Below are 19,005 nucleotides of genomic sequence, written 5' to 3'. Positions count from 1 at the left end.
TGGGCCTGTGGCGCAAAAAATCACCCCTGGGCTGGTGAATAATGCGCCCGGACCGCATACACCGGGTCAACCCCAACACCCCATGAACACGCCCACCCACATCGAACCAGCGGCCCCGCCAGCCCTGGGCCTGGCCGTGGTGCTGGCCGCTGGGGCCGGTTCGCGCATGGGCCACCGACCCAAAGGCTTGCTGCACATCAACGGCCAAGCGCTGATCCAACGCACCCTGGCCCACTTGCGCGGTGCAGGTATTCAAGACGTGGTGGTAGTGGTGGGCGAGCACCACGACGCTTTGGCACCGCTGTTGCAAAGCCTGGAGGTGGCCACCATCTTCAATCCTCAAGCCATGGCCCTGGGCATCGCCTCGTCGCAACGCCTGGGCTTGGCGCAGATGCAAGCCTCGCACCCCTGGGTGATGATGGCCTTGGCCGATCAACCCCTGCTGCAAGCCAGCGATGTGCGGGCGTTGATCGACGCTTTTGAAAACAGGCCCCCAGGGATGCAAGCCCTGTACCCGCAGGTGAATGGTCAGCCAGGCAACCCTGTGCTGTTCAGCCGCAAGGCCGTGGCCGAAATTTTGAGCACGCCAAGCGACTTTGCATGCAAGGCTTGGCGCCAAGCCCAATCGGCGCGGGTGCTGGCATGGCCCAGCAATCACCTGGGCTATGTGACCGACTTGGACACGCCGCAAGACATCGAAAAACTGCAACTGGAAACGGGCTGGACCTGCACCTGGCCCACTGGCAGCTGAACGCGCCAGCAGGCGCTCTGGCTGGCTCAGTACTGCGCCCTGCCCACACGGCTCAAGCGCCACAGGCAAGCGGTGGCCAGCAGCGACAACAGCGTGCACGCCGCCATCACACCGACATAGTTTTGGCTGTGGTCAAACATGGCGCCAGCCATCACCGGGCCGAGCAGGTTGCCCAGGGCCGCAGCGGTGTACAGCGCCCCCACAATGGCCGACACCGACCGGGGCCCAAAGACATCCATGCAAATCGCCGGATACAAAGAAACCATGCTGCCGTAGCTCACCCCAAACCACAGGGCGAACATCAGCAGCGCCAGGTAGCCCTCGGCGCCGTACCACAGCGCATAAGAAGCCCCGAGCGAGATTTGCATCACCATCAAGGTGGTGGTGCGACCCCAACGGTCGGCCAAGGGGCCAATCGCAAAGCGCCCCACCAGGCTGCCCACGCCAATCATGCCCACCAAACCCACGGCGCGGGCCGGGTCCACGCCCAGGTCACGGGCGGCGGCAGACACATGGGCAAATGGAATGAACATCGCTGGTCCACCCAACAAGGTGCCCAAGTAAAGCCACACAAACGCTGGCGTGCGCCAGGCCTGGGCCAAGGTCAAGCCGGGGGCCTGGCCTTGGTGGCTGGCCCGCGCCTGGGGCGCTTGGCGCAGCAAGGCGGTGACCGCCAAGCCCCCCACCAAAACCACCCCAGCCATGGCCTGCAATGCGCCGCGCCAGCCCCAAGCACCAATGGCGGCGCTCACGCACAAGGGGCCGATCAAGGTACCCGCGCCAATGCCCGAGCTGGCAATGCCCGCAGCCAATCCGCGCCGCGCCACAAACCAAGGGGGCACGCAGGCAATCGCCGGGGTATAGACCAATGCAATGCCCAAGCCGACCAAGGCCCCATAGGTAAGGTAAATCGTGGTCAAGGTCTGCGCCGAGCTGGTCAACCACAGGCCGGCGGCAATGAACACCATGCCGCAAGCGCCCACCCGCCGTGGCCCCCAACGGTCGGCCATCATGCCCCCGCCCACCCCCAAGACGAAATAAACCAAGCCGCACAAACCAAACACCCACGACACATCGGCCCGGGGGACTTGGAATTCACTGGAAAAGTCGGTGAAGAAAGCAGCAAAGGAATACGAGACGCCAAAGATCAGCGCCAAGCTGCAAAAGGCCGCTGCCACCACCCACCAGGCACCGCGCGGTTCTGGGGGCGTCAGTGGCTGCATGGGGTCATTCAAGCGCGGTGGGCCGATTCCATCTCGCGGCGGATTTTGTACGCATGGGTTTGGGTGTCCATGGCCACATCGTCCCAACTCAGGCTCTGGCCTTGTGCGACCGGGCGCACCACCTTCACGCCGTGCGCCAAGCCCAGTGGCAGACCGCCCATGCGCAAAGAAGTTGTGGCGGGCAGCAATTTGCCCCACACCGTGTAACCACCCTCGCCGTCGAGGATTTCCCCAGGCTTCAAATCGCGTTTGGCCGTGGCCACCACATCGGCATGCCAACCCGTGGCCACCCCGGTGGGCTCGCCACGCAAGGCCACGCTGGCCACGCTCACCCCCACCTCCAAGCCGATCAAGTGCCAGCGCTTGTACAAGGTGAAGTAGCGGCCACTGGGGTCGGTGTGGGCGTTGTATTCTTCAAAACAGTTGCGGATGTATTCGGTCTCGCCCTCCACCGTGACCCACACACCCATGCGGATGTCATAGGGAATTTTGCGGCCATCGGGCTCCAAGCTTGAGATCACCTCGACCATGCCTTTGCGCTCGAGCACACCCCCCTCGCTGATCGGGCGCGTCACAAAGGGAATGTCTTCCACGCTGGCGGGCGGGTAGAGCAAGCCGTTGCTGGGCACACCCAGACCGGTGGCATTGGCCACCGCCGTGCTTTCAATCGAGGGTTTGGAGCCGTCCAAAAAGCTGTTGAACATTTTCGGGTTGAGCCCGCCGCGCACCGCCTGCTCGGGGGTCAGGCCGTAGTAGCCCCACACCGTCTCGGGGGTGGACTGGGCAAAGTGCGGCAACCATTTGTGGCCACGTCCAGCGGCGACCACTGGAAAGCCACAGGTGCGGGCCCAATCAACCAGGTCACAAATCAATGCGGGCTGGTCACCAAAGGCCAGCGAGTACACCACCCCAGCGGCTTGGGCGCGGGTGGCCAACAAGGGGCCACAAAAGGCATCGGCCTCCACCGTCACGTTGACCACATGCTTGCGCTGGGCAAAGGCTTCCAAAATATGGTCCACCGCGTGCAAGGGAGACCCTGTGCACTCCACCACCACATCAATCGCCGGGTGCCGCACCAAGGCTTGCCAATCGTCGGACACATGGGTGGAGCCTTTTTGGACGGCCTCGTCCAGCGACTTGGCTTGCAAGCGTTCGGGCTCCCAGCCCACGCGGGCCAGGTTGGTGTGCACACCCGCTGGGGACAGGTCGGCAATGCCCACCAAATGCACACCCGGGGTGCGCGGCACCTGGGCCAAGTACATGGAGCCAAATTTACCCGCCCCGATCAAGCCGATGCGAATGGGCCGCTGACTGGCTTCGCGCTCGAGCAATTTGGCATGCAAGTTCATGCGGCCACCGCAAAGTCTTCGGTGGAAGTTTGCAAGGCGCTGGCGGGCATGCCGTTTTTCCAGGGCAAATCGACCGGGTAGTCTTTGAGCAAACAATCGTCAGGCAAGCACTCGATGGGGGCAAAGTCGCGGTGGGCGATGTACTCGGGGCGCTTGTGGCGGCGGATGTGGTTGCTCACGGCGCACAGGCTCAAATACACACTGACCCGGTTCCAAGGCGTCAAATTGCTGGTGGAGGCGTGAACCAAGCAGCTGTGGAACAAAATCATCGAGCCCGCAGGACCGGTGGGGCTGACGATGCCGCCATTTTTGTCACCGGCACGGGCCACCAATTGGGTGATCAAGTCGTTGTCCACCGTCCACAGCGGGTAGCTGGTGGTGGTCAGGTCGTGCTTGGCATTGACCACGCCTTTTTTGTGGCTGCCCGGAATGAACATCAAGGGGCCGTTGAAGGGGTTCACATCGTCCAAAAAGATGGCCACGTTCATGGCCCGCTCGGTGGGCATGTGGTCGTCGTTGAGCCACGTGCCATAGTCTTGGTGCCATTGCCAAACATCGCCCTCAAAAGCCATCTTGCCGTTGATCTTGAACTGGTGCATGTACAGCTGCTCTTGAAACAGGTCTTGCACCGGCAAAATCATGCGCGGATGGCGTGCCAGCTTGGCAAAGGGCTCGCTGTACATGTGGGCTGCGAAATTGGTGCGCACCGCATCGCTGCCTTTTTCGCGCACATTGAAGGCCTCGCGGCGGCTGTACAAATCGGGCACCACGGCATTCAGCGAGGCGGTCTCTTCGGGGGTGAACAAACCCGGGAAAAACAAATAACCATCACGGTCAAAGGCGGCCAGTTGCTCGGGGCTCAGGTTCATGGTTTATCTCCTCAAATATGGGGCTGCCAAGGGGCATGGATGCACAGTTTACGTGCAGCCCCAGACCGCAGCTTGTGACTGCGCGACAGCCACATGAATACCTTGGTGTCGGTTGATCGACAGGTGTCGATTTTTTGAAAACAAATAAATTAACTCAATCAACAATACCGACACAATGGGAGTCAATTTTCAGACAGCGTCGACAAAGCGTCAAAAAGAACTCATTTTAAAACCATTAAATAAATCAAATAATTTATAAATTAACGAATTTAACGATTTATTGAACACCTAAGTGTCTATAAATTGACGCTTTTGCACCGCTTAGCTTGCAGCCCTTGTGGCTTCTTCGACACCGTTGGGCACCGTCAGTGCCCACTCCCGCAATTTGAATCGCTGAATTTTGGCGTTTTCCGTGCGCGGCAGCGCGTTCACGAACACCACGGAGCGCGGGTACTTGTAGGCAGCGATGCCTTGTTTGACCCAGTTTTGCAACTGCTCGACCATCGCCGCATCCCCCACATGGCCCGGGCGCAACACCACAAACGCCATGACGATTTGACCGCGCTCGGCGCTGGGTGCGCCCACCACGCCGCATTCGGCCACCGCTGGATGGGCCAGCAGCATGTCCTCCACCTCAGGACCTGCAATGTTGTAGCCGGCGCTGATGATCATGTCGTCGGTGCGCGACTGGTACCAATAAAAGCCGTCCTCGTCCACGCGGTAAGCGTCGCCGGTGAGGTTCCAGCCGTTTTGAACATAGCTGGTCTGGCGCGGGTCGTCCAAATAGCGGCAACCGGTGGGCCCTTTGACCGCCAAACGGCCCACCACCCCTGGTGCCACAGGCTGGCCGTCGTCGCCCAGGACACAGGCCTGATAGCCGGGCACCACCTGACCGGTGGCCCCAGCCCGCACCCGACCCGGGCGACAGGCAATGAAGGCGTGCAACATTTCGGTCGAACCCAGGCACTCGGTCATCTCCAAGCCCGTGGCCCGTTGCCAGGTGGCGCGGGTGTCGGCAGGCAGCATCTCGCCCGATGAAACGGTGACACGCAAGCTGGGCAATCCCCCGGCAGGAATCAGTGGGGCCATTTGCCGATAAAAAGTGGGGGCGGTGAAACACACCGTGGCCTGGTGTTGGGCCATCCCTTGAACCAAGCTTTGAGGATTCCAGCGCTCGACCAACACCGCAGCTGCGCCGACGCGCAAGGGAAACAGCAACAGGCCGCCCAGGCCAAAGGTGAAAGCCAGCGGCGGCGTACCGATGAACACATCGCTGGGCTGGGGGTCGAGCAGGTGGCGCGACAGCACATCGCAAATGGCCAACACATCGCGGTGGAAATGCAAGGTGCCTTTGGGCACGCCGGTGGTGCCCGAGGTGAAAGCGATCAAGGCGACATCGTCTTGGGCGGTGTCGGCATGGTCAAACGACGTGCCGTGTGCGTCCATGTGCTTTTCGGCACTTTGGGGGTGGTCTGGCGGGGCTTGAAAGTACAGCACATGGGCCAAGCCCGGACAGTTGGCCTGGGTTTGGACCAAGGCATCGGCCAAGGCGTGCTGGCACAAGGCGGCCGTGACCTGGGCTTTTTCCACGATCACCGTGAGCTCGCGCGCGCGCAACAAGGGCATGGTGGTGACGGCAATGCATCCGGCTTTGAGCACCGCCAACCAAGCCAGGGCCAAGTCGGGGCTGTTTTCACCCCGCAACAAGATGCGGCTGCCGGTGGGCAAGCGCCAGTCTTCGCGGATCACCCGGGCCAACTGGTTGACGCGCGCCAACAACTGCCCATAGGTGTAGGTCGATGCCTGACCGATCAACGCGGTGCGATCGCCCTGACCACGGGCCACCGCTGCATCGAGCAATTGCGCGGCAGCATTGAGCCGCGCCGGGTAGGCCGAGGTGCTGGCATCGAACACCAACTCGGGCCATTGCTCGGGTGGGGGCAAATGATCGCGGGCAAAACTGTCGGCGTATCCGCTGGGGTGAAGAGGGGTGGAAAAAGGGGTTGCCATGGCCGCCAAATAAATCAATTCAAAAAAGAAACTTGGACATCCAGCCCCCCGGCGCCACCGACGTCAAGCATCGGGCGGCTCCCATGCAGGGGCCACCAAGCGTCGCTTGCCATCGCTGGACTTGCGCAATCCCGGTTCGTCCAATTCCATTCGGTCCCAGAGTTGGCAGGTGACTTGTTTGTGCTTTTGGTCCAGGCCTTCGCAGTAATTGGTGTATTCGCACAAGCGCACTTGGTCACCCAAGCCCAGCGAGGTTTTCAAGGCCCAATCGGGGTCGGCGAGGCTTTGTCGGGCGGTGCCCACGATGTCGCAGTCGCCGCGCTCGAGCATGGCCTCGGCCATGTCAAAGTTGTGCACGCCACCGGTGCACACCACCGGGGTGGCCAGGCCCGCTGCGCGGATGGCGCTGCGGATGCGCGCCGTGGCAGCGATGTTGCGGCCAAAAGGCCCTTGCTCGTCGGACAAATACTGGGGCATGCATTCGTAGCCACTGCGCCCGGTGTAAGGGTAGGCGCTGGACCCCACGCCGGGCTGCTTGGCATCATCGAACTTGCCACCGCGCGAGGTTGAAATGAAGTCCATGCCCGCACGCGCAAACTGCTCGCCAAACCACACCGCATCGTCCAAGGTGTGGCCCCCGTCGATGCATTCCTCGGCCAAATAGCGGCAACCCACCACATACTGGGGGCCAACGGTTTGGCGCACCGCGGCATAGACCTCCAGCGGCAAGCGAATGCGCTGCTCGCGCGATCCGCCATAGCCGTCGGTGCGCACATTGGTGGCAGATAAAAAGGAGGCCATGGTGTAAGCATGGGCGTAGTGCAACTCCACCCCGTCAAAACCGGCTTGCTGGGCGCGCCCCGCAGCCGCGGCAAACAAACCGGGCAACACCTGTGGCAGCTCTTGGATATGCGGCCATTCTGTGTCGGTGACGCGCTCACGCGCACCCATGTGCAAGGCCTCCCATTCCCGCGCATCCAACACCTCGGGCCATTGCTGCGGGTCCATCTGTGTGAGGTGTTCACGCACCGCTTCCTCGCTCCAGTCTTGGGCCCCCAGGGCTTGGCGCAAACGCGGGGTGATGCGCAAAAAACGCTCAAAGTATTTGGCCGGCTCGGGGCGGCGGCGGATGTTGAGAAAGTCAATGATTTGGATCAATGCACGGGTCTGGCCCCGGCTTTCGCGGTGGATGGTTTGCACCAAACGTTGCAAGCCTTCGATATAGCGGTCATGGCCAATGCGCAACAACGGGCCGCTGGGCACATCGCGGATGCCGGTGGCTTCGATCACGATGGCGCCCGGTCGACCGCGCGCAAAGCGGCCATACCACTGCAACACATCCTCGGTCACCCAGCCTTCGTCGTTGGAGCGCCATGGCACCATGGCCGGCACCCAGGTGCGCTGCGGCAAGGTCAACGCACCGATATGGACCGGGCTGAACAAGCGCGAGGCTTGGGCCTGTTGAGCGCTGGGCGGATGGCCCAGTTGGCTGTGAAACTTGATACGCTGGGGAGGTTTCCACATAAAAAAAGTGCCCCTTGCTTTCAATGCAGTGGGCAAAAATCGGTTGAGTCAATCCAGCGCCTATCGTAATCGCAAGACCGGATCTGCCCGAGCGCCCCGCAACTGTGCCTGATGGCGGGGCTGCCCCCTTGCCTTGAAGGATGTGCATGTCAACCGGGCAGCGATAGACGGCGGCCAGAACACCGTTGGGGGGTTAGCGCTGGGGTGAGTAGATCGCTTGCTTGCGCGCCAGCGCCCCAGCAATGCTCCAGGTCTGGCCCACGCCCGTGTCCAAGCGGGCTGTCAGGCCTGGGTTCAGCCCAAAATGCAAAGCGTCGCCATTGCCCTGGCCATTTCGCAGCGCCTGGCCCTGCCCGTTGTCGAGGCGGTAGGCGTGGCCTTGACCCAAACCCGAGCGAACCGCATCCCCGGCCCCGCTGCCTTCGCGCCAGGCGTTGCCCACGCCGGTGCTGTGGTTGATGGCGTGGCCGCTACCTGTGCCCGAGCGAATGGCAGCCCCGTCGCCTTGACCATCGCGGTAAGCATGGCCATGGCCCGCGCCGCTGCGCATGGCACAACCTGGGCCGCTGCCCGCGCGCCGGGCATGGCCCACCCCTGAGCCATCGCGGTACACATGGCCTGACCCCGGGCCCGTCAAGGTGATGGAGCCTGCACGCGAGCCCACCAAAAGGTAATGGGCCGCCGGCTCATCGGCCCCCACGAGGATGAACAGATCCTCGCCAAAAGCGTCAATTTGATATCCCTCAGCGCCCACGCGGCAAGCCAATACCTTGAAAGCCCGGGCCGTGATTTTGCAAACTGGTGCCAAGCGGCTTGGCTGGTGCGGGCTTGCCCAGTCCATCACAGGCCACACTGCCCACGGCGAATGGCCCATTCATCGCAAATGCGGCCCGTTGGGGACTTGCACATTTGGCGTGCCATGCCATCGTCGCTGCGCGACAAAGCCACCATCCCACCGGCCTGGGCGCAGGCTTGGGCCAAGGTGTTGGGAACCGGCGAGCTGCCCGCAGGGCTGCACGCCCCCAGACACAGTGCCAAAGCCGATAACGCGCCCACAACATACCAACGGATACTTATCATTGCATTTTTAATTAATTAAACCATATTAATTAATTATATGGTTTTACTTTTATATCAACAAGTGGTTTCCCGATGGGGGAGCAACAGGATCCCAGCGGGCACAGGCGCACCCCATGGGCCTGGGCTCCAGTAAGCTTGTCACCTGCCCATGACCCACTCCCTGCGCCCCGGATTGATCGTTTTGCACAGCAACCAACTGGAGGTGCTGTTCGAACTGGTTTTGCACGTGATGCAACAACACCCTTTGCCGCCTTTGCAGGCCGAACAGGTCTTGGTGCAAAGCAACGGCATGAAGCATTGGCTGGAGTTGCAGCTGGCCAGCCCAGATGGTTTGGGCATATGCGCCGCCACCCGCATGGACTTGCCATCCACCGCTTTGTGGCGCATGTATCGGCAAGTGCTGGGGGGCCAGCGTGTGAGCGAGCACATGCCCTTGGACAAGGATGCTTTGTGTTGGCGACTGCTGCGCCTTTTTTCGCAAGGCTTGGAAGACCCGGTCTACGCGCCGTTGAAAAGTTATTTGAGCCCGCACCCGTCAGCCAACGAACCGCCTGGCGCTCAGGCGTCGCCTGCACGCCGGGCCTACCAACTCGCCATGCAAGTGGCCGATGTGTTCGATGGTTACCAAAATCACCGCGCCGACTGGCTGCAAGATTGGGCCGGGGGCGAAGACCAGATCCGGGGGGCGCGCAACCAGGTGCAAGCCTTGCCCGAAGCCCAACGCTGGCAACCCGCTTTGTGGCGCTGCTTGCTGCAAGATGTGCAACAAGACATGCCAGGCGTGGCCCAATCGCAGACAACAGTGATGCATTCGCGGTCCCAGGTGCACCAGGCCTTCATGCAGGCCATGGCCGAACCGCCACCCTCCGCCGCCGGTTTGCCCCCCCGGGTGGTGGTGTTTGGCATATCGTCCTTGCCCTTGTCCACCCTGGAAGCCCTGGCGGCTGTGGCACAGGTGTCGCAAGTGGTGATGGCGGTGACCAACCCGTGCCAAATGTATTGGGGCGATGTGCGCCCACAACGCGCCAGCACCCCCTGGGGATTGAGCCCATCGGCCACGCGCTTTGCGGCCCAGCGATGGCAGGCCCTGGCTCAAGACGCCTTACAGCAACACCTCCCAGACGCAACCAACACCGACGCACCCAGTGAGCCCGAAAATGGCCATCCCTTGCTGGCCGCTTGGGGCCAACAGGTGCGCGACCAACTTCATTTGATCGATGTCTTCGAGGACCACCCACAAGCCCGGGTGTCGGCTTTTGTCGATACCGCAGAACCCGGACCGGCCACCCAATTGCAACAGTTGCAGTCAGATATCTTGAACCTGCGCCCCACGGCAGAAAGCCAGCACCAGCGCCAACCCAACGACACCAGCATTCAATGGGTGCAGTGCCACAGCGCCCAACGCGAGGTGGAAGTGCTGCACGATCATGTGCTGCGCTGGCTCAAAGACGATCCCAGCTTGGACCCGCGCGACATCATGGTCATGGTGCCAGACATGTCCCATTTCGCGCCCCACATCCATGCGGTTTTTGGCCGCACCACGGTGGGCCAAGCGCTGCATCTGCCTTATTCCGTGGCGGATCAAACAGTCGCCACCCACCCCTGGCTCTTGGCCCTGGACCCATTGATGCAATGGCCCCAATGGCGGCTGGGCCTGAGCGATTGGCAGGCCTTGTTCGAGATCGAAGCCATCCGCCAGGCATTTGGTCTGCGCAGCGACGACTTGGCCACCTTGACCGATTGGCTGCAAGCATCAGGCGTTCGCTGGGGCATGGACGCGCAGCACCGCCAGCAATGGGGCATGACGCCCGATTTGCCTGACGCAGACCACAACACCTGGGCCTTCGGCCTGCGCCGGCTGTTGCTGGGCTACGCCAGTGGCACCGACCCCCTCAGTGACCCCTGGGGCCAAGCCTGGGGTGACACGGTGCCCACACCGGGGGTGGGCGGCTTGGACGCAGCGCTGATCAGCCGCTTGCTCGATTGGCTGCAGGCCATGGCCGATTGGGGCGACACCATGGGCCAAGCCCACACACCTGCCCAATGGCAAGCGATGCTGGCACCCATGTTGAAACGTTTTTTCAAACCCACCCAAGAGGCCGAGGAGCGGTTGCTTGAGCGACTGCATGCGGGGCTGGCCGACTGGGTGGGCTTGTGCGAACAAGCGCGCTTGGACACACCGGTGCCCGCCGTCGTGGTGCGCGAACACTGGCTGCAAAACCTGGCCACACCAGGCATGCACCAGCGCTTTTTGGGCGAAGGCGTGCAATTCGCCACCCTCATGCCCATGCGCTCGGTGCCGTTTCGGGTGGTCGCTTTGCTGGGCATGAATGACGGCGATTACCCCCGCGCACAGGCCCCACGCGACTTTGACCTGATGGCCAACCCAGCTTGGCGCCGCATGGGCGACCGCTCGCGCCGCGACGACGACCGTTACCTGTTTTTAGAGGCCTTGCTGTCAGCGCGTGAGCGCTTGTACATCAGCTGGCAGGCTTGGCGCACCCACGACCACCAACCACTGCCGCCATCGGTGCTGGTGGGTCAACTGCGCGACCATTTGCGCCAAACCTGGGACAGCGAAGCACCAATTCACAGCATGCCCTTGCAAGCCTTTTCTCCCAGCTACTTTTTGCCCGGCAGCACGCTCACCACCTTCGACGCCCCATGGGCCTTGGCCGCGCAAGCGCTGTACAAGGCGTCATCGCGCGCGGCTACACCAACACCAGATCAAGCACCTGAACCTGCCCCTGGGCCAGCAACTGCAACGGCGGGCGCAGGAGTCCTGCCCATGGCATCCCATTCAGCTTCCAATGGGGTGGTGCCCTGTGGCGACAAAGCGCCAAGCTCACACACGCTGGCGCGTTGGCACAGCATGCTGCGCCAGCCCTTGTCGGTTTACTACCAAGATCGTTTGCGCATCCATTTCGACGCACCCGAAGCCGATTTGGAGAGCGAAGAAAACTTTGACTTGAACCCCTTGCAACGGCACCAAGCATTGGCAGGTTTGCTGCGCAGCGCCGATGGTGCTGCCGTGGGCTTGCACCACAGCGGCACACTTCCCTTGGCCGGCTTTGGCGACATCGCCATTGGCGCACTCCAAGCGCAATTGGACGCACTTCGCGCCCACACCCAGGGCTTGCGCGCACAGCACCCCCTCCCCTGGACCACCCCCGCCGTGGACATGGACCTGGATGAACAGACTCAACTCAGTGGCGAGTTCGACCCGCATGAATGGTGGTGCGATGACCGGGGTCGGGTGCTGCACATTGAATACAGCCCATCCCAATTGCTGCGCAAAACGACGACCAAAGAGCCTTTGCGCGCCCGCATGCACAAGCTGACCCGCACTTGGTTGCAACACCTGGTTCTGTGTGCCAACGGGTGGGAGGGCACCAGCGTGGTGGCTGGCCTGGACGCGCTGGCCTGCTGGCCCAGCTTGGCGCGCGAACAAGCCCACCAGCAGTTGCTGGACCTGGCCGCCCTGTACCAACAAGCCTGGGCACAGCCCATGCCACTGGCCTGCCAAACAGCCGGTGAATGGCTGGCCACGGTGCAAGCCTTTGACAGCGATGACGCATCGGCTGTGGCTGCGGCCGATCGCCATGCCCGTGCCGTGTTTGAAGACCATGTGGGCACGGGTGCACGCTGGCCAGGCGAGCACCGCCTCAGCCCTTTGCTGCGCCGCCATTGGGAAAACTTTGAGCAACTGCGCCCCCACTTGCCCATTTGGAGCGCGCGCTTTTATGGCCCCTTGCTGGCCGACTTGGTGTTGACGCGTCACCCACCGGGGGAGGCCACATGATCCAGCCCGCTGCCCTGGACCCATTGGCGCTGCCCTTGCACGGTCGCCAAGTGATTGAAGCCAGCGCTGGCACGGGCAAAACCTGGACCTTGAGCGCGTTGTACCTGCGCTTGGTCTTGGGCTTGCGCGACCCCATCGAACCGCAGGCCGCTTTGGGGCCACCCTTGATGCCGCCGCAGATCTTGGTCATGACCTTCACCGAGGCCGCCACTGCCGAGCTGCGCGAGCGCATACGTCAGCGTCTGAGCGAAGCTGCCCAGGCTTTTGGCCCACAAGGGCCAGGTGCCGATGCATTTTTGACGCAATTGCGCGACCGCATCCAACCCCATTGGCATGCCAGCTGCGTGCAACGCTTAGAGCATGCCGCGCAGTGGATGGACGAAGCGGCCATCCACACCATCCATGGCTGGAGCCTGCGCATGCTGCTCGAACACGCTTTCGACAGCCAAAGCTTGTTTGAGCAAACCCGCCTGGAGGACGTGTCAGCCTTGCAACGCCAAACCGTGCAAGACCATTGGCGGCGCTGGTTTTACCCCTTGGGCACCTCAGACGCCCAATGGCTGCACAGCGAAGTCGCCGCATCCCCCCAGGCCTTGCTGGAGCGACTGCTGCCGATTTGGCGGCACATGGAGCGCAGCCCCGAAAACCTGGCGCAGGCCATGGCCTGGGCCACACACACGCCACCCATCATTTGTGCCCAGCGTGCCGCATGGGCCCAGCAACTGGCCGTGCTGGGTGAAGCTGCGCGCTCGGCATGGGATGACGCGGCGATTGCCGCCTTGCAACAGGCTGCGGCGCAGGGCCAACTGGACTTGCGCAGCTACTCTGCCGCGCACCTGCCACGCTGGTTGGCCCGCATGCAAGCCTGGCGCCAAGGTGCGGACATCGACCCCCAGGTGCTGAGTCGGTTTGGTCGCAAAACCTTGATGGCCAAAAATTGGGTGGATGCGCCACCCGCATCGGTGTTTGCGCAAATCGACCAATACCTCGCCCACACTGAGCAGGGCTCACTATTTGTAGATCAAATGCTCAACCATGCCGCCAGCGCCGGTTGGCAGGCCATGCAAGCGAGCAAAAACCACAGCGGGCAATTTGATTTTTCAGATTTGCTGCAGCGCCTGCACGCGGCCTTGCAGCAAGCCGATGGCCGCATGGCCCAAGCTGTGCGCGACCAGTACCCGGTGGCCTTGGTGGATGAATTTCAAGACACCGACCCCTGGCAGTGTGGCAGCTTGGAGCGCGTTTACGCCGCCCAAGCCGGAGTGTGCTGGGTGATGATTGGCGACCCCAAGCAAGCGATTTACAGCTTTCGCGGTGCCGACCTGACCACGTATTTACAAGCACGCGCCAAGGCCCAGCATGAAAACCCAGACGCGGTGCATGTGCTGACGCACAACCACCGCTCGACCCCAGCCCTGGTGAACGCAGTCAACCACGTGTTTGGCGAGCACCCCAAAGCCTTTGTCACCTTGGACTTTCCAACGGTTTTGCCAGCGCGCCCACCCCCCCCCAACCTGCAAAGCCAGCCCACGCAGGCCAGCAGTTTGTCGGTGTGGGTGGTGCAAGACAATGCGGCCCACAAAGACACGCTGGGCAAAGGCCGGTATGAAGACCTGATGGCCCAAGCGGCGGCCGAGCACATTGCCCAATCTTTGCAAAACCAATGCATCCAAGCGGGCCAGATGGCGGTGCTGGTGCGCGGCCACCACCACCACCGCTTGATGCGCCAAGCCTTGCAACAACGCGGCGTGGCCAGTGTCTATTTGTCAGAGCGCGACAGCGTCTATCACAGCGAAGAGGCCATGGACCTGTGGCATTGGCTGCACGCCTTGAGTGCGCCACGCAACACCGCCCGCTTGCGCGCCGCATTGGCCACCCGCTTGTGGGGCTTACCGGCCCACACCCTGCCGGACAGCCTGGCCGACAACGGCGCGCTGGATGACTGGCAAACCCTGGCCCACGCTTGGCACCAAACCTGGGTGCGTGCTGGCGTGTGGCCCATGCTGCAACAGTGGATGCATGCCGACAACCGCTTGGGCAGCAGCTTGGCCCAGCGCTTGCTCGCCAGCCCAGATGGTGAACGCCGCATCAACCATTTGTTGCACCTGGGCGAGTTGTTGCAGCATGCCGGCACCCGCCTGAGTGGTTGCGAGGCCTTGGTGCGGTTTTTGGGAGAGCAAATTCAATCCCGCTCACCCCCGCTCGATTCGGCCCACATGCGGCTCGAGTCCGATGCGCAGCGGGTTCAAATCATCACTTACCACAAGAGCAAAGGGCTGGAATACCCATGGGTGTGGGTGCCGTTTCTATCCAGCTTTGGCAGGCCCACGGACGCTGCACAGCGCCCCGTCCCGGTGTCCGAAGCAGAGCCCACGCCAGGCGAGGACGAGGTCGGCAGCGACGAGGACATGCGCTTGATATACGTCGCCCTCACCCGTGCCCGAGAAGCCGCTTGGGTGGGTCTGGGCCCCGTGACGGGTGAGCTGCGCGAAGCCTCTGCCAAGGAGGGCTTGTTGCGCTCTGCCCCGTGTGAGCTGCTGCAACGCACCACCAAAAAAGACCTGATGGACCGCTTGCAATCGGCATGGGGGACCTGCACAGACATCCACATCACCGCCCTGGAAGCCACCACCATCGAGGCGCAAAAAAGCATGTATCTGGGCCCCAGCCCGCAGCTCGATTTTTCTCGGCTGGCCACCCCTAGGCCTTTGAACCCGACCCGTTGGTGGACCGCCAGCTTCAGCGCCATGACGCGCCAACTCGACGCCGAACTGGCCATCCAAGCCAGCGACGAGGTCCACCCCGATGCACCTGAATTGAGCCCACAGCCTGCCGCCGATACACCCTTGCCAGTGGTGGCGGACCCCCTGGACAAAGCCACAAGCTGGATACCCGTTGGCGAGCGGCAAGCCACGCAACTCAGCCGATGGCAGGTTTTTCCAGCGGGTGCGCACAGTGGTTTGTTGCTGCACGATTTGCTGCAGTGGCAGTGCGAGCATGGCTGGCCATTGGCCCACGACGGGCCCACCGAAACGGCCTTGGCCCCTGGTGCTTGGCCAGGCGTGGTCGCGCGCAAGGCCATGGCACTGGATTTGACCGAGGTGCAAACAGCGCTCATCAACCCCTGGCTGCAAGCCTTGCTGCACACCCCTTTGCCCACGCCCATGCAGAATGCACCCCCCTTGATCTTGGGGCAACTCAAACCCACCCAGGCCTGGGCCGAAATGCCTTTCACCCTGGCCGTCTCCAGTGCCGCGACGCAGGCCATTGACGCCTTGATCTGTGCCCATGTGTTGCCCGGCCTGGCGCGCCGCGCCTTGTGGCCCCAGCGCTTGAACGGCATGCTCACCGGGGTGATGGACTTGGTGTTTGAACACCATGGCCGCTACGGCGTGCTGGACTACAAGTCCAACCGCCTGGACAACTACCAAGCGCCAGACCTGAACGCCGCGGTGCTGGACCACCGCTATGACGTTCAATATGTTTTGTACACCCTGGCGCTGCACCGCTTGCTGCAAGTGCGGCTGCCCCACTACGACTACGACCAACACATGGGGGGGGCTGTGTATGTGTTTCTGCGCGGCATCGACCAAGCCGGTGCCGGTGTGCACTGGCATCGCCCCGCACGGGCATTGATCGAAGCCTTGGATGCGCTGCTCAAAAAGGAAGTGGCATGAACATGCCCAGCCACGCGAAAGGTCAAGCCCGTTCTGTGCTGGCACCGGTGCAGGCTTTGACCACGCTGGACCGGGCATGGGCGGATTTTTTGTGCCAACAAATCCCTGCCACGTGCGAGACGCAGATTTGGCTGGCCGCACTGACCAGCCACCAATGGGGGCGTGGCCATGCGTGCCTGGATGTGACGGCATTGCAAACCGATGCAGCGGCTTTGTTGGGCTGGACCCAAGCCGACGCCCAAGCCCTGCCCAGCAACTGGGCACAGGCGCTGGCCAGCCTGCCGTGGTGCGAGGGTGACACCGCGCCCCTGGTCGCCAGCGCCAACCGCTTGTACCTGCGCCGGGCCTGGCGCGCTGAGACCCGCATTCGCCAACATTTGCAAGCGCGCCAAGACGGGGCCCCTGTTCAGGTCGATCCATCCACAAATGGTCTGGACGCCTTGTTTGGTCCGGTTGACCCGCAGGCCCCGCAGCACAGCCAACGCTTGGCCTGCGCCATGGCCTTGCGCCAGCTCACCTGCATCATCACCGGCGGCCCGGGCACGGGGAAAACCACCACGGTGATGCGCTTATTGGCTTTGTTGCAAGCGGCGCATGGCCCAGCACCTTTGCGTGTGTTGTTGGCAGCCCCCACGGGCAAAGCCGCCGCCCGGCTGAATGCGTCCATGGCGCAAGCCCACGCGGCGTTGCCCGCAGATTGGCAAACCGCCCTACCCGCCGAGGCGCAAACGCTGCACAAAATGCTCGGTTGGCATGGCTTGGCAACCCCTCTCACGGGTCAGCGACAGTTGCATGCGGATGTGGTGGTGGTGGACGAAGCCTCGATGATCGATCTGGAAATGATGGCCCGCCTGCTGCAAGCCGTCCCCACACCAGCCCGCCTGGTGCTGCTGGGCGACAAAGACCAACTCGCCTCGGTCGAAGCGGGCGCGGTGATGGCCCAGTTGTGTGAAAGCCCATGGCTGCGCAACGCCACCGCCACCTTGACCCACAGCCACCGCTTTGGCCATGACAGTGCCATTGGCCAATGGGCCCAGGCGGTCAACACCGGCGACCGTGCTCGGTTACAAGCCCTGTGGCAGCAGGCCAGCACGGATTCAGACCCGCACGCCGTGGGCGTTTCACGCTGGCAGGCGGGCGCAAACCAGCACGCCATGTGGGGTACCGCACAAGTGGCGCGCGTGCGTGCCGGATGGTCAGAGTGGTTACAGCGCATACACCCCGCGCTCAGCCCAGGCCCATGGCCCGAACCAACGGCTTTCAGCGACGCCCAAGCGCGCCTGTGCTTGAACGATTTCTCTCGCTTGGGCGTGTTGTGTGCCTTGCGCGAGGGGCCTTGGGGGGTGCACGCCTTCAACCTCGGTCTGGCACGCAGCCTGGGTTTGCCCGGGAGCGGGTGGTACAGCGGTCGTCCCGTGGTGGTCACACGCAATGACAGCGCATTGGGCTTGATGAATGGCGATGTGGGGCTGTGTTTGCCGCGCGCAGTGAATGGCCAAACCGCCTTGCAAGTGGCCTTTGCCGATGGTGCCGATGGGGTGCGCTGGGTGGCCCCGACGCGCTTAGAGCATGTGGACACCGCCTTGGCCATGACGGTGCACCAGTCGCAAGGCTCTGAGTTTGACGCGGTGCTGTTGGTGTTGCCCGAACGCGATGCACCCGTGTTGTCACGGGAACTGATTTACACCGGCATCACCCGCGCTCGCCACAGCCTGGGTATTTGGGCGCCCGAACCCCAGGTTTGGTGGAATGCCTGCGCACGGGTGACGCAGCGCAGCGGAGGCCTCAGAGAATAAGCGGCGCTCCCGCTTGGGCCAAAAAAGCATCCACCTCGGCGCGCGTGGGTGCACCCAAAATCCCTCTGGGCTGCAAACACTTGAGTGCCGCCGCTGCACTGGCCCAACGCATGGCGGCTGTGTCGTCCAAGCCCTCCCACAAAGCCAAGCCCAAGGCGGCATGGAACACGTCTCCCGCGCCCAAGGTGTCGATCACCGGCCCCACCGGCCATGCTGGCAGCTGTTGCAATGGCTGACCTGCACGCTTCCAACACACCCCTTGGGCACCCAAGGTTTGCGCCACCGCCAGCGGTGTACGGCCATGCGCGTCGGTTTGCAAAGCACGCTCCAAACCGGCCTCACCACCGACGCCATAAGCGTGAATCAAGCCCGCCTCTGAGAACACCACCCAATCGGCCCAAGGGACCAACGCGGTCAAGTCTGGTGCAGGGGAAATATCGCCGTCGAGCATGCTGGGCACGCCATGGACGCGTGCCCATTGCAAGGCCTGCAAAGCCCAAGCGGGGCAGCGCGGATCCACCCACAGGGCTTGACAGCCACTCAGCCAAGCCGGATCGAACGCAGCCGGCGCAGTGAGGGCACTGCCCCGGTGATTGAAGATCATGCGCTCACCCTGACCATCGATGATGATGGCCGAGACCGAGCTGCTGTGCCCGCTCAAGCGCTGCATGCGCGAGGCGTCCACCCCCTCGCGCTGGAAATGGCGCGCAAACACGTCGGCCGCTGCATCGTCGCCCACCGGCCCACAAAAGGCCACATCGGCGCCCAAACGGGCCAGCGCCACAGCGGCATTGGCCGACATGCCACCAACGCCTTGGTGGTGGTGATGGGCTGGGGTTTTGGTCGGGTGGGCGGGGAAGGCCTGCACACCAAACATCATGTCCAAAGCGACATGGCCCACACAGATCAGTCGCGGATTCATGA

Annotated in this window: 12 protein-coding genes; 4 read left to right on the top strand and 8 right to left on the bottom strand. The window is 62.8% G+C overall.

The annotated features are described in order from the left end of the window. Positions 1 to 82 precede the first annotated feature (82 nt). Positions 83 to 751, top strand: coding sequence for a nucleotidyltransferase family protein (locus tag AC8GFZ_RS09830; RefSeq protein ID WP_506644701.1), 669 nt, complete (start codon positions 83 to 85; stop codon positions 749 to 751). Positions 752 to 777: 26 nt separating this feature from the next. Here the strand turns inward: AC8GFZ_RS09830 and AC8GFZ_RS09825 are convergent, their stop codons facing one another. The 7 genes from AC8GFZ_RS09825 to AC8GFZ_RS09795 form a co-directional block, all read right to left on the bottom strand. Next, complete coding sequence (locus tag AC8GFZ_RS09825; RefSeq protein WP_506644700.1) at positions 778 to 1,974, bottom strand: MFS transporter; 1,197 nt, start codon at positions 1,972 to 1,974, stop codon at positions 778 to 780. A gap of 8 nt (positions 1,975 to 1,982) precedes the next feature. Continuing rightward, the gene (locus tag AC8GFZ_RS09820; protein ID WP_506644699.1) at positions 1,983 to 3,323 is read right to left on the bottom strand and encodes an NAD(P)H-dependent oxidoreductase; all 1,341 of its coding nucleotides are present in this window, start codon (positions 3,321 to 3,323) and stop codon (positions 1,983 to 1,985) included. Beyond that, positions 3,320 to 4,192 carry a phytanoyl-CoA dioxygenase family protein gene (locus tag AC8GFZ_RS09815; RefSeq protein WP_506644698.1) on the bottom strand — a complete coding sequence of 291 codons (873 nt, stop codon included), beginning with the start codon at positions 4,190 to 4,192 and terminating at the stop codon, positions 3,320 to 3,322. The genes AC8GFZ_RS09820 and AC8GFZ_RS09815 overlap by 4 nt, the downstream gene beginning before the upstream one ends. A 321-nt stretch (positions 4,193 to 4,513) precedes the next feature. Continuing rightward, entirely contained in the window at positions 4,514 to 6,202 is a 1,689-nt protein-coding gene (locus AC8GFZ_RS09810; RefSeq protein WP_506644697.1) for an AMP-binding protein, read from the bottom strand. A gap of 63 nt (positions 6,203 to 6,265) precedes the next feature. Continuing rightward, complete coding sequence (locus tag AC8GFZ_RS09805; RefSeq protein ID WP_506644696.1) at positions 6,266 to 7,726, bottom strand: oxidoreductase; 1,461 nt, start codon at positions 7,724 to 7,726, stop codon at positions 6,266 to 6,268. Positions 7,727 to 7,919: 193 nt separating this feature from the next. Next, positions 7,920 to 8,534 (bottom strand): hypothetical protein, encoded by a 615-nt coding sequence (locus AC8GFZ_RS09800; RefSeq protein WP_506644695.1) that lies wholly within the window; start codon positions 8,532 to 8,534, stop codon positions 7,920 to 7,922. Positions 8,535 to 8,566: 32 nt separating this feature from the next. Then, positions 8,567 to 8,764 (bottom strand): DUF333 domain-containing protein, encoded by a 198-nt coding sequence (locus AC8GFZ_RS09795; protein ID WP_506644694.1) that lies wholly within the window; start codon positions 8,762 to 8,764, stop codon positions 8,567 to 8,569. A gap of 190 nt (positions 8,765 to 8,954) precedes the next feature. Between AC8GFZ_RS09795 and recC the strand changes: the two genes are divergently transcribed. The 3 genes from recC to recD are packed head-to-tail and all read left to right on the top strand — an operon-like array spanning position 8,955 to position 18,081. Further along, entirely contained in the window at positions 8,955 to 12,608 is a 3,654-nt protein-coding gene (gene recC / locus AC8GFZ_RS09790) for an exodeoxyribonuclease V subunit gamma (RefSeq protein ID WP_506644693.1), read from the top strand. Continuing rightward, positions 12,605 to 16,285, top strand: coding sequence for an exodeoxyribonuclease V subunit beta (gene recB, locus AC8GFZ_RS09785; protein ID WP_506644692.1), 3,681 nt, complete (start codon positions 12,605 to 12,607; stop codon positions 16,283 to 16,285). Before recC ends, recB begins: the two co-directional genes overlap by 4 nt. Then, entirely contained in the window at positions 16,282 to 18,081 is a 1,800-nt protein-coding gene (recD, locus tag AC8GFZ_RS09780) for an exodeoxyribonuclease V subunit alpha (RefSeq protein WP_506644691.1), read from the top strand. Before recB ends, recD begins: the two co-directional genes overlap by 4 nt. Here the strand turns inward: recD and AC8GFZ_RS09775 are convergent. Continuing rightward, positions 18,071 to 19,003 (bottom strand): carbohydrate kinase family protein, encoded by a 933-nt coding sequence (locus AC8GFZ_RS09775; RefSeq protein WP_506644690.1) that lies wholly within the window; start codon positions 19,001 to 19,003, stop codon positions 18,071 to 18,073. The two genes, recD and AC8GFZ_RS09775, sit on opposite strands and share 11 nt — an antisense overlap. Positions 19,004 to 19,005: the final 2 nt, after the last annotated feature.

It is taken from the genome of Limnohabitans rimovensis (SeqCode) (genome assembly GCF_965234775.1).
Classification (GTDB): Bacteria; Pseudomonadota; Gammaproteobacteria; order Burkholderiales; family Burkholderiaceae_C; genus Limnohabitans; species Limnohabitans rimovensis.
The sequence above is the reverse complement of the archived record's forward strand: the minus strand, read 5'-3'. Positions and strand labels throughout refer to the sequence as shown.

Coding starts and splice junctions, on each gene's coding strand:
- AC8GFZ_RS09830 (WP_506644701.1), top strand. CDS start 83: ATGAACACGCCCACCCACATCGAACCAGCGGCCCCGCCAGCCCTGGGC.
- AC8GFZ_RS09825 (WP_506644700.1), bottom strand. CDS start 1,974: ATGCAGCCACTGACGCCCCCAGAACCGCGCGGTGCCTGGTGGGTGGTG.
- AC8GFZ_RS09820 (WP_506644699.1), bottom strand. CDS start 3,323: ATGAACTTGCATGCCAAATTGCTCGAGCGCGAAGCCAGTCAGCGGCCC.
- AC8GFZ_RS09815 (WP_506644698.1), bottom strand. CDS start 4,192: ATGAACCTGAGCCCCGAGCAACTGGCCGCCTTTGACCGTGATGGTTAT.
- AC8GFZ_RS09810 (WP_506644697.1), bottom strand. CDS start 6,202: ATGGCAACCCCTTTTTCCACCCCTCTTCACCCCAGCGGATACGCCGAC.
- AC8GFZ_RS09805 (WP_506644696.1), bottom strand. CDS start 7,726: ATGTGGAAACCTCCCCAGCGTATCAAGTTTCACAGCCAACTGGGCCAT.
- recC (WP_506644693.1), top strand. CDS start 8,955: ATGACCCACTCCCTGCGCCCCGGATTGATCGTTTTGCACAGCAACCAA.
- recB (WP_506644692.1), top strand. CDS start 12,605: ATGATCCAGCCCGCTGCCCTGGACCCATTGGCGCTGCCCTTGCACGGT.
- recD (WP_506644691.1), top strand. CDS start 16,282: ATGAACATGCCCAGCCACGCGAAAGGTCAAGCCCGTTCTGTGCTGGCA.
- AC8GFZ_RS09775 (WP_506644690.1), bottom strand. CDS start 19,003: ATGAATCCGCGACTGATCTGTGTGGGCCATGTCGCTTTGGACATGATG.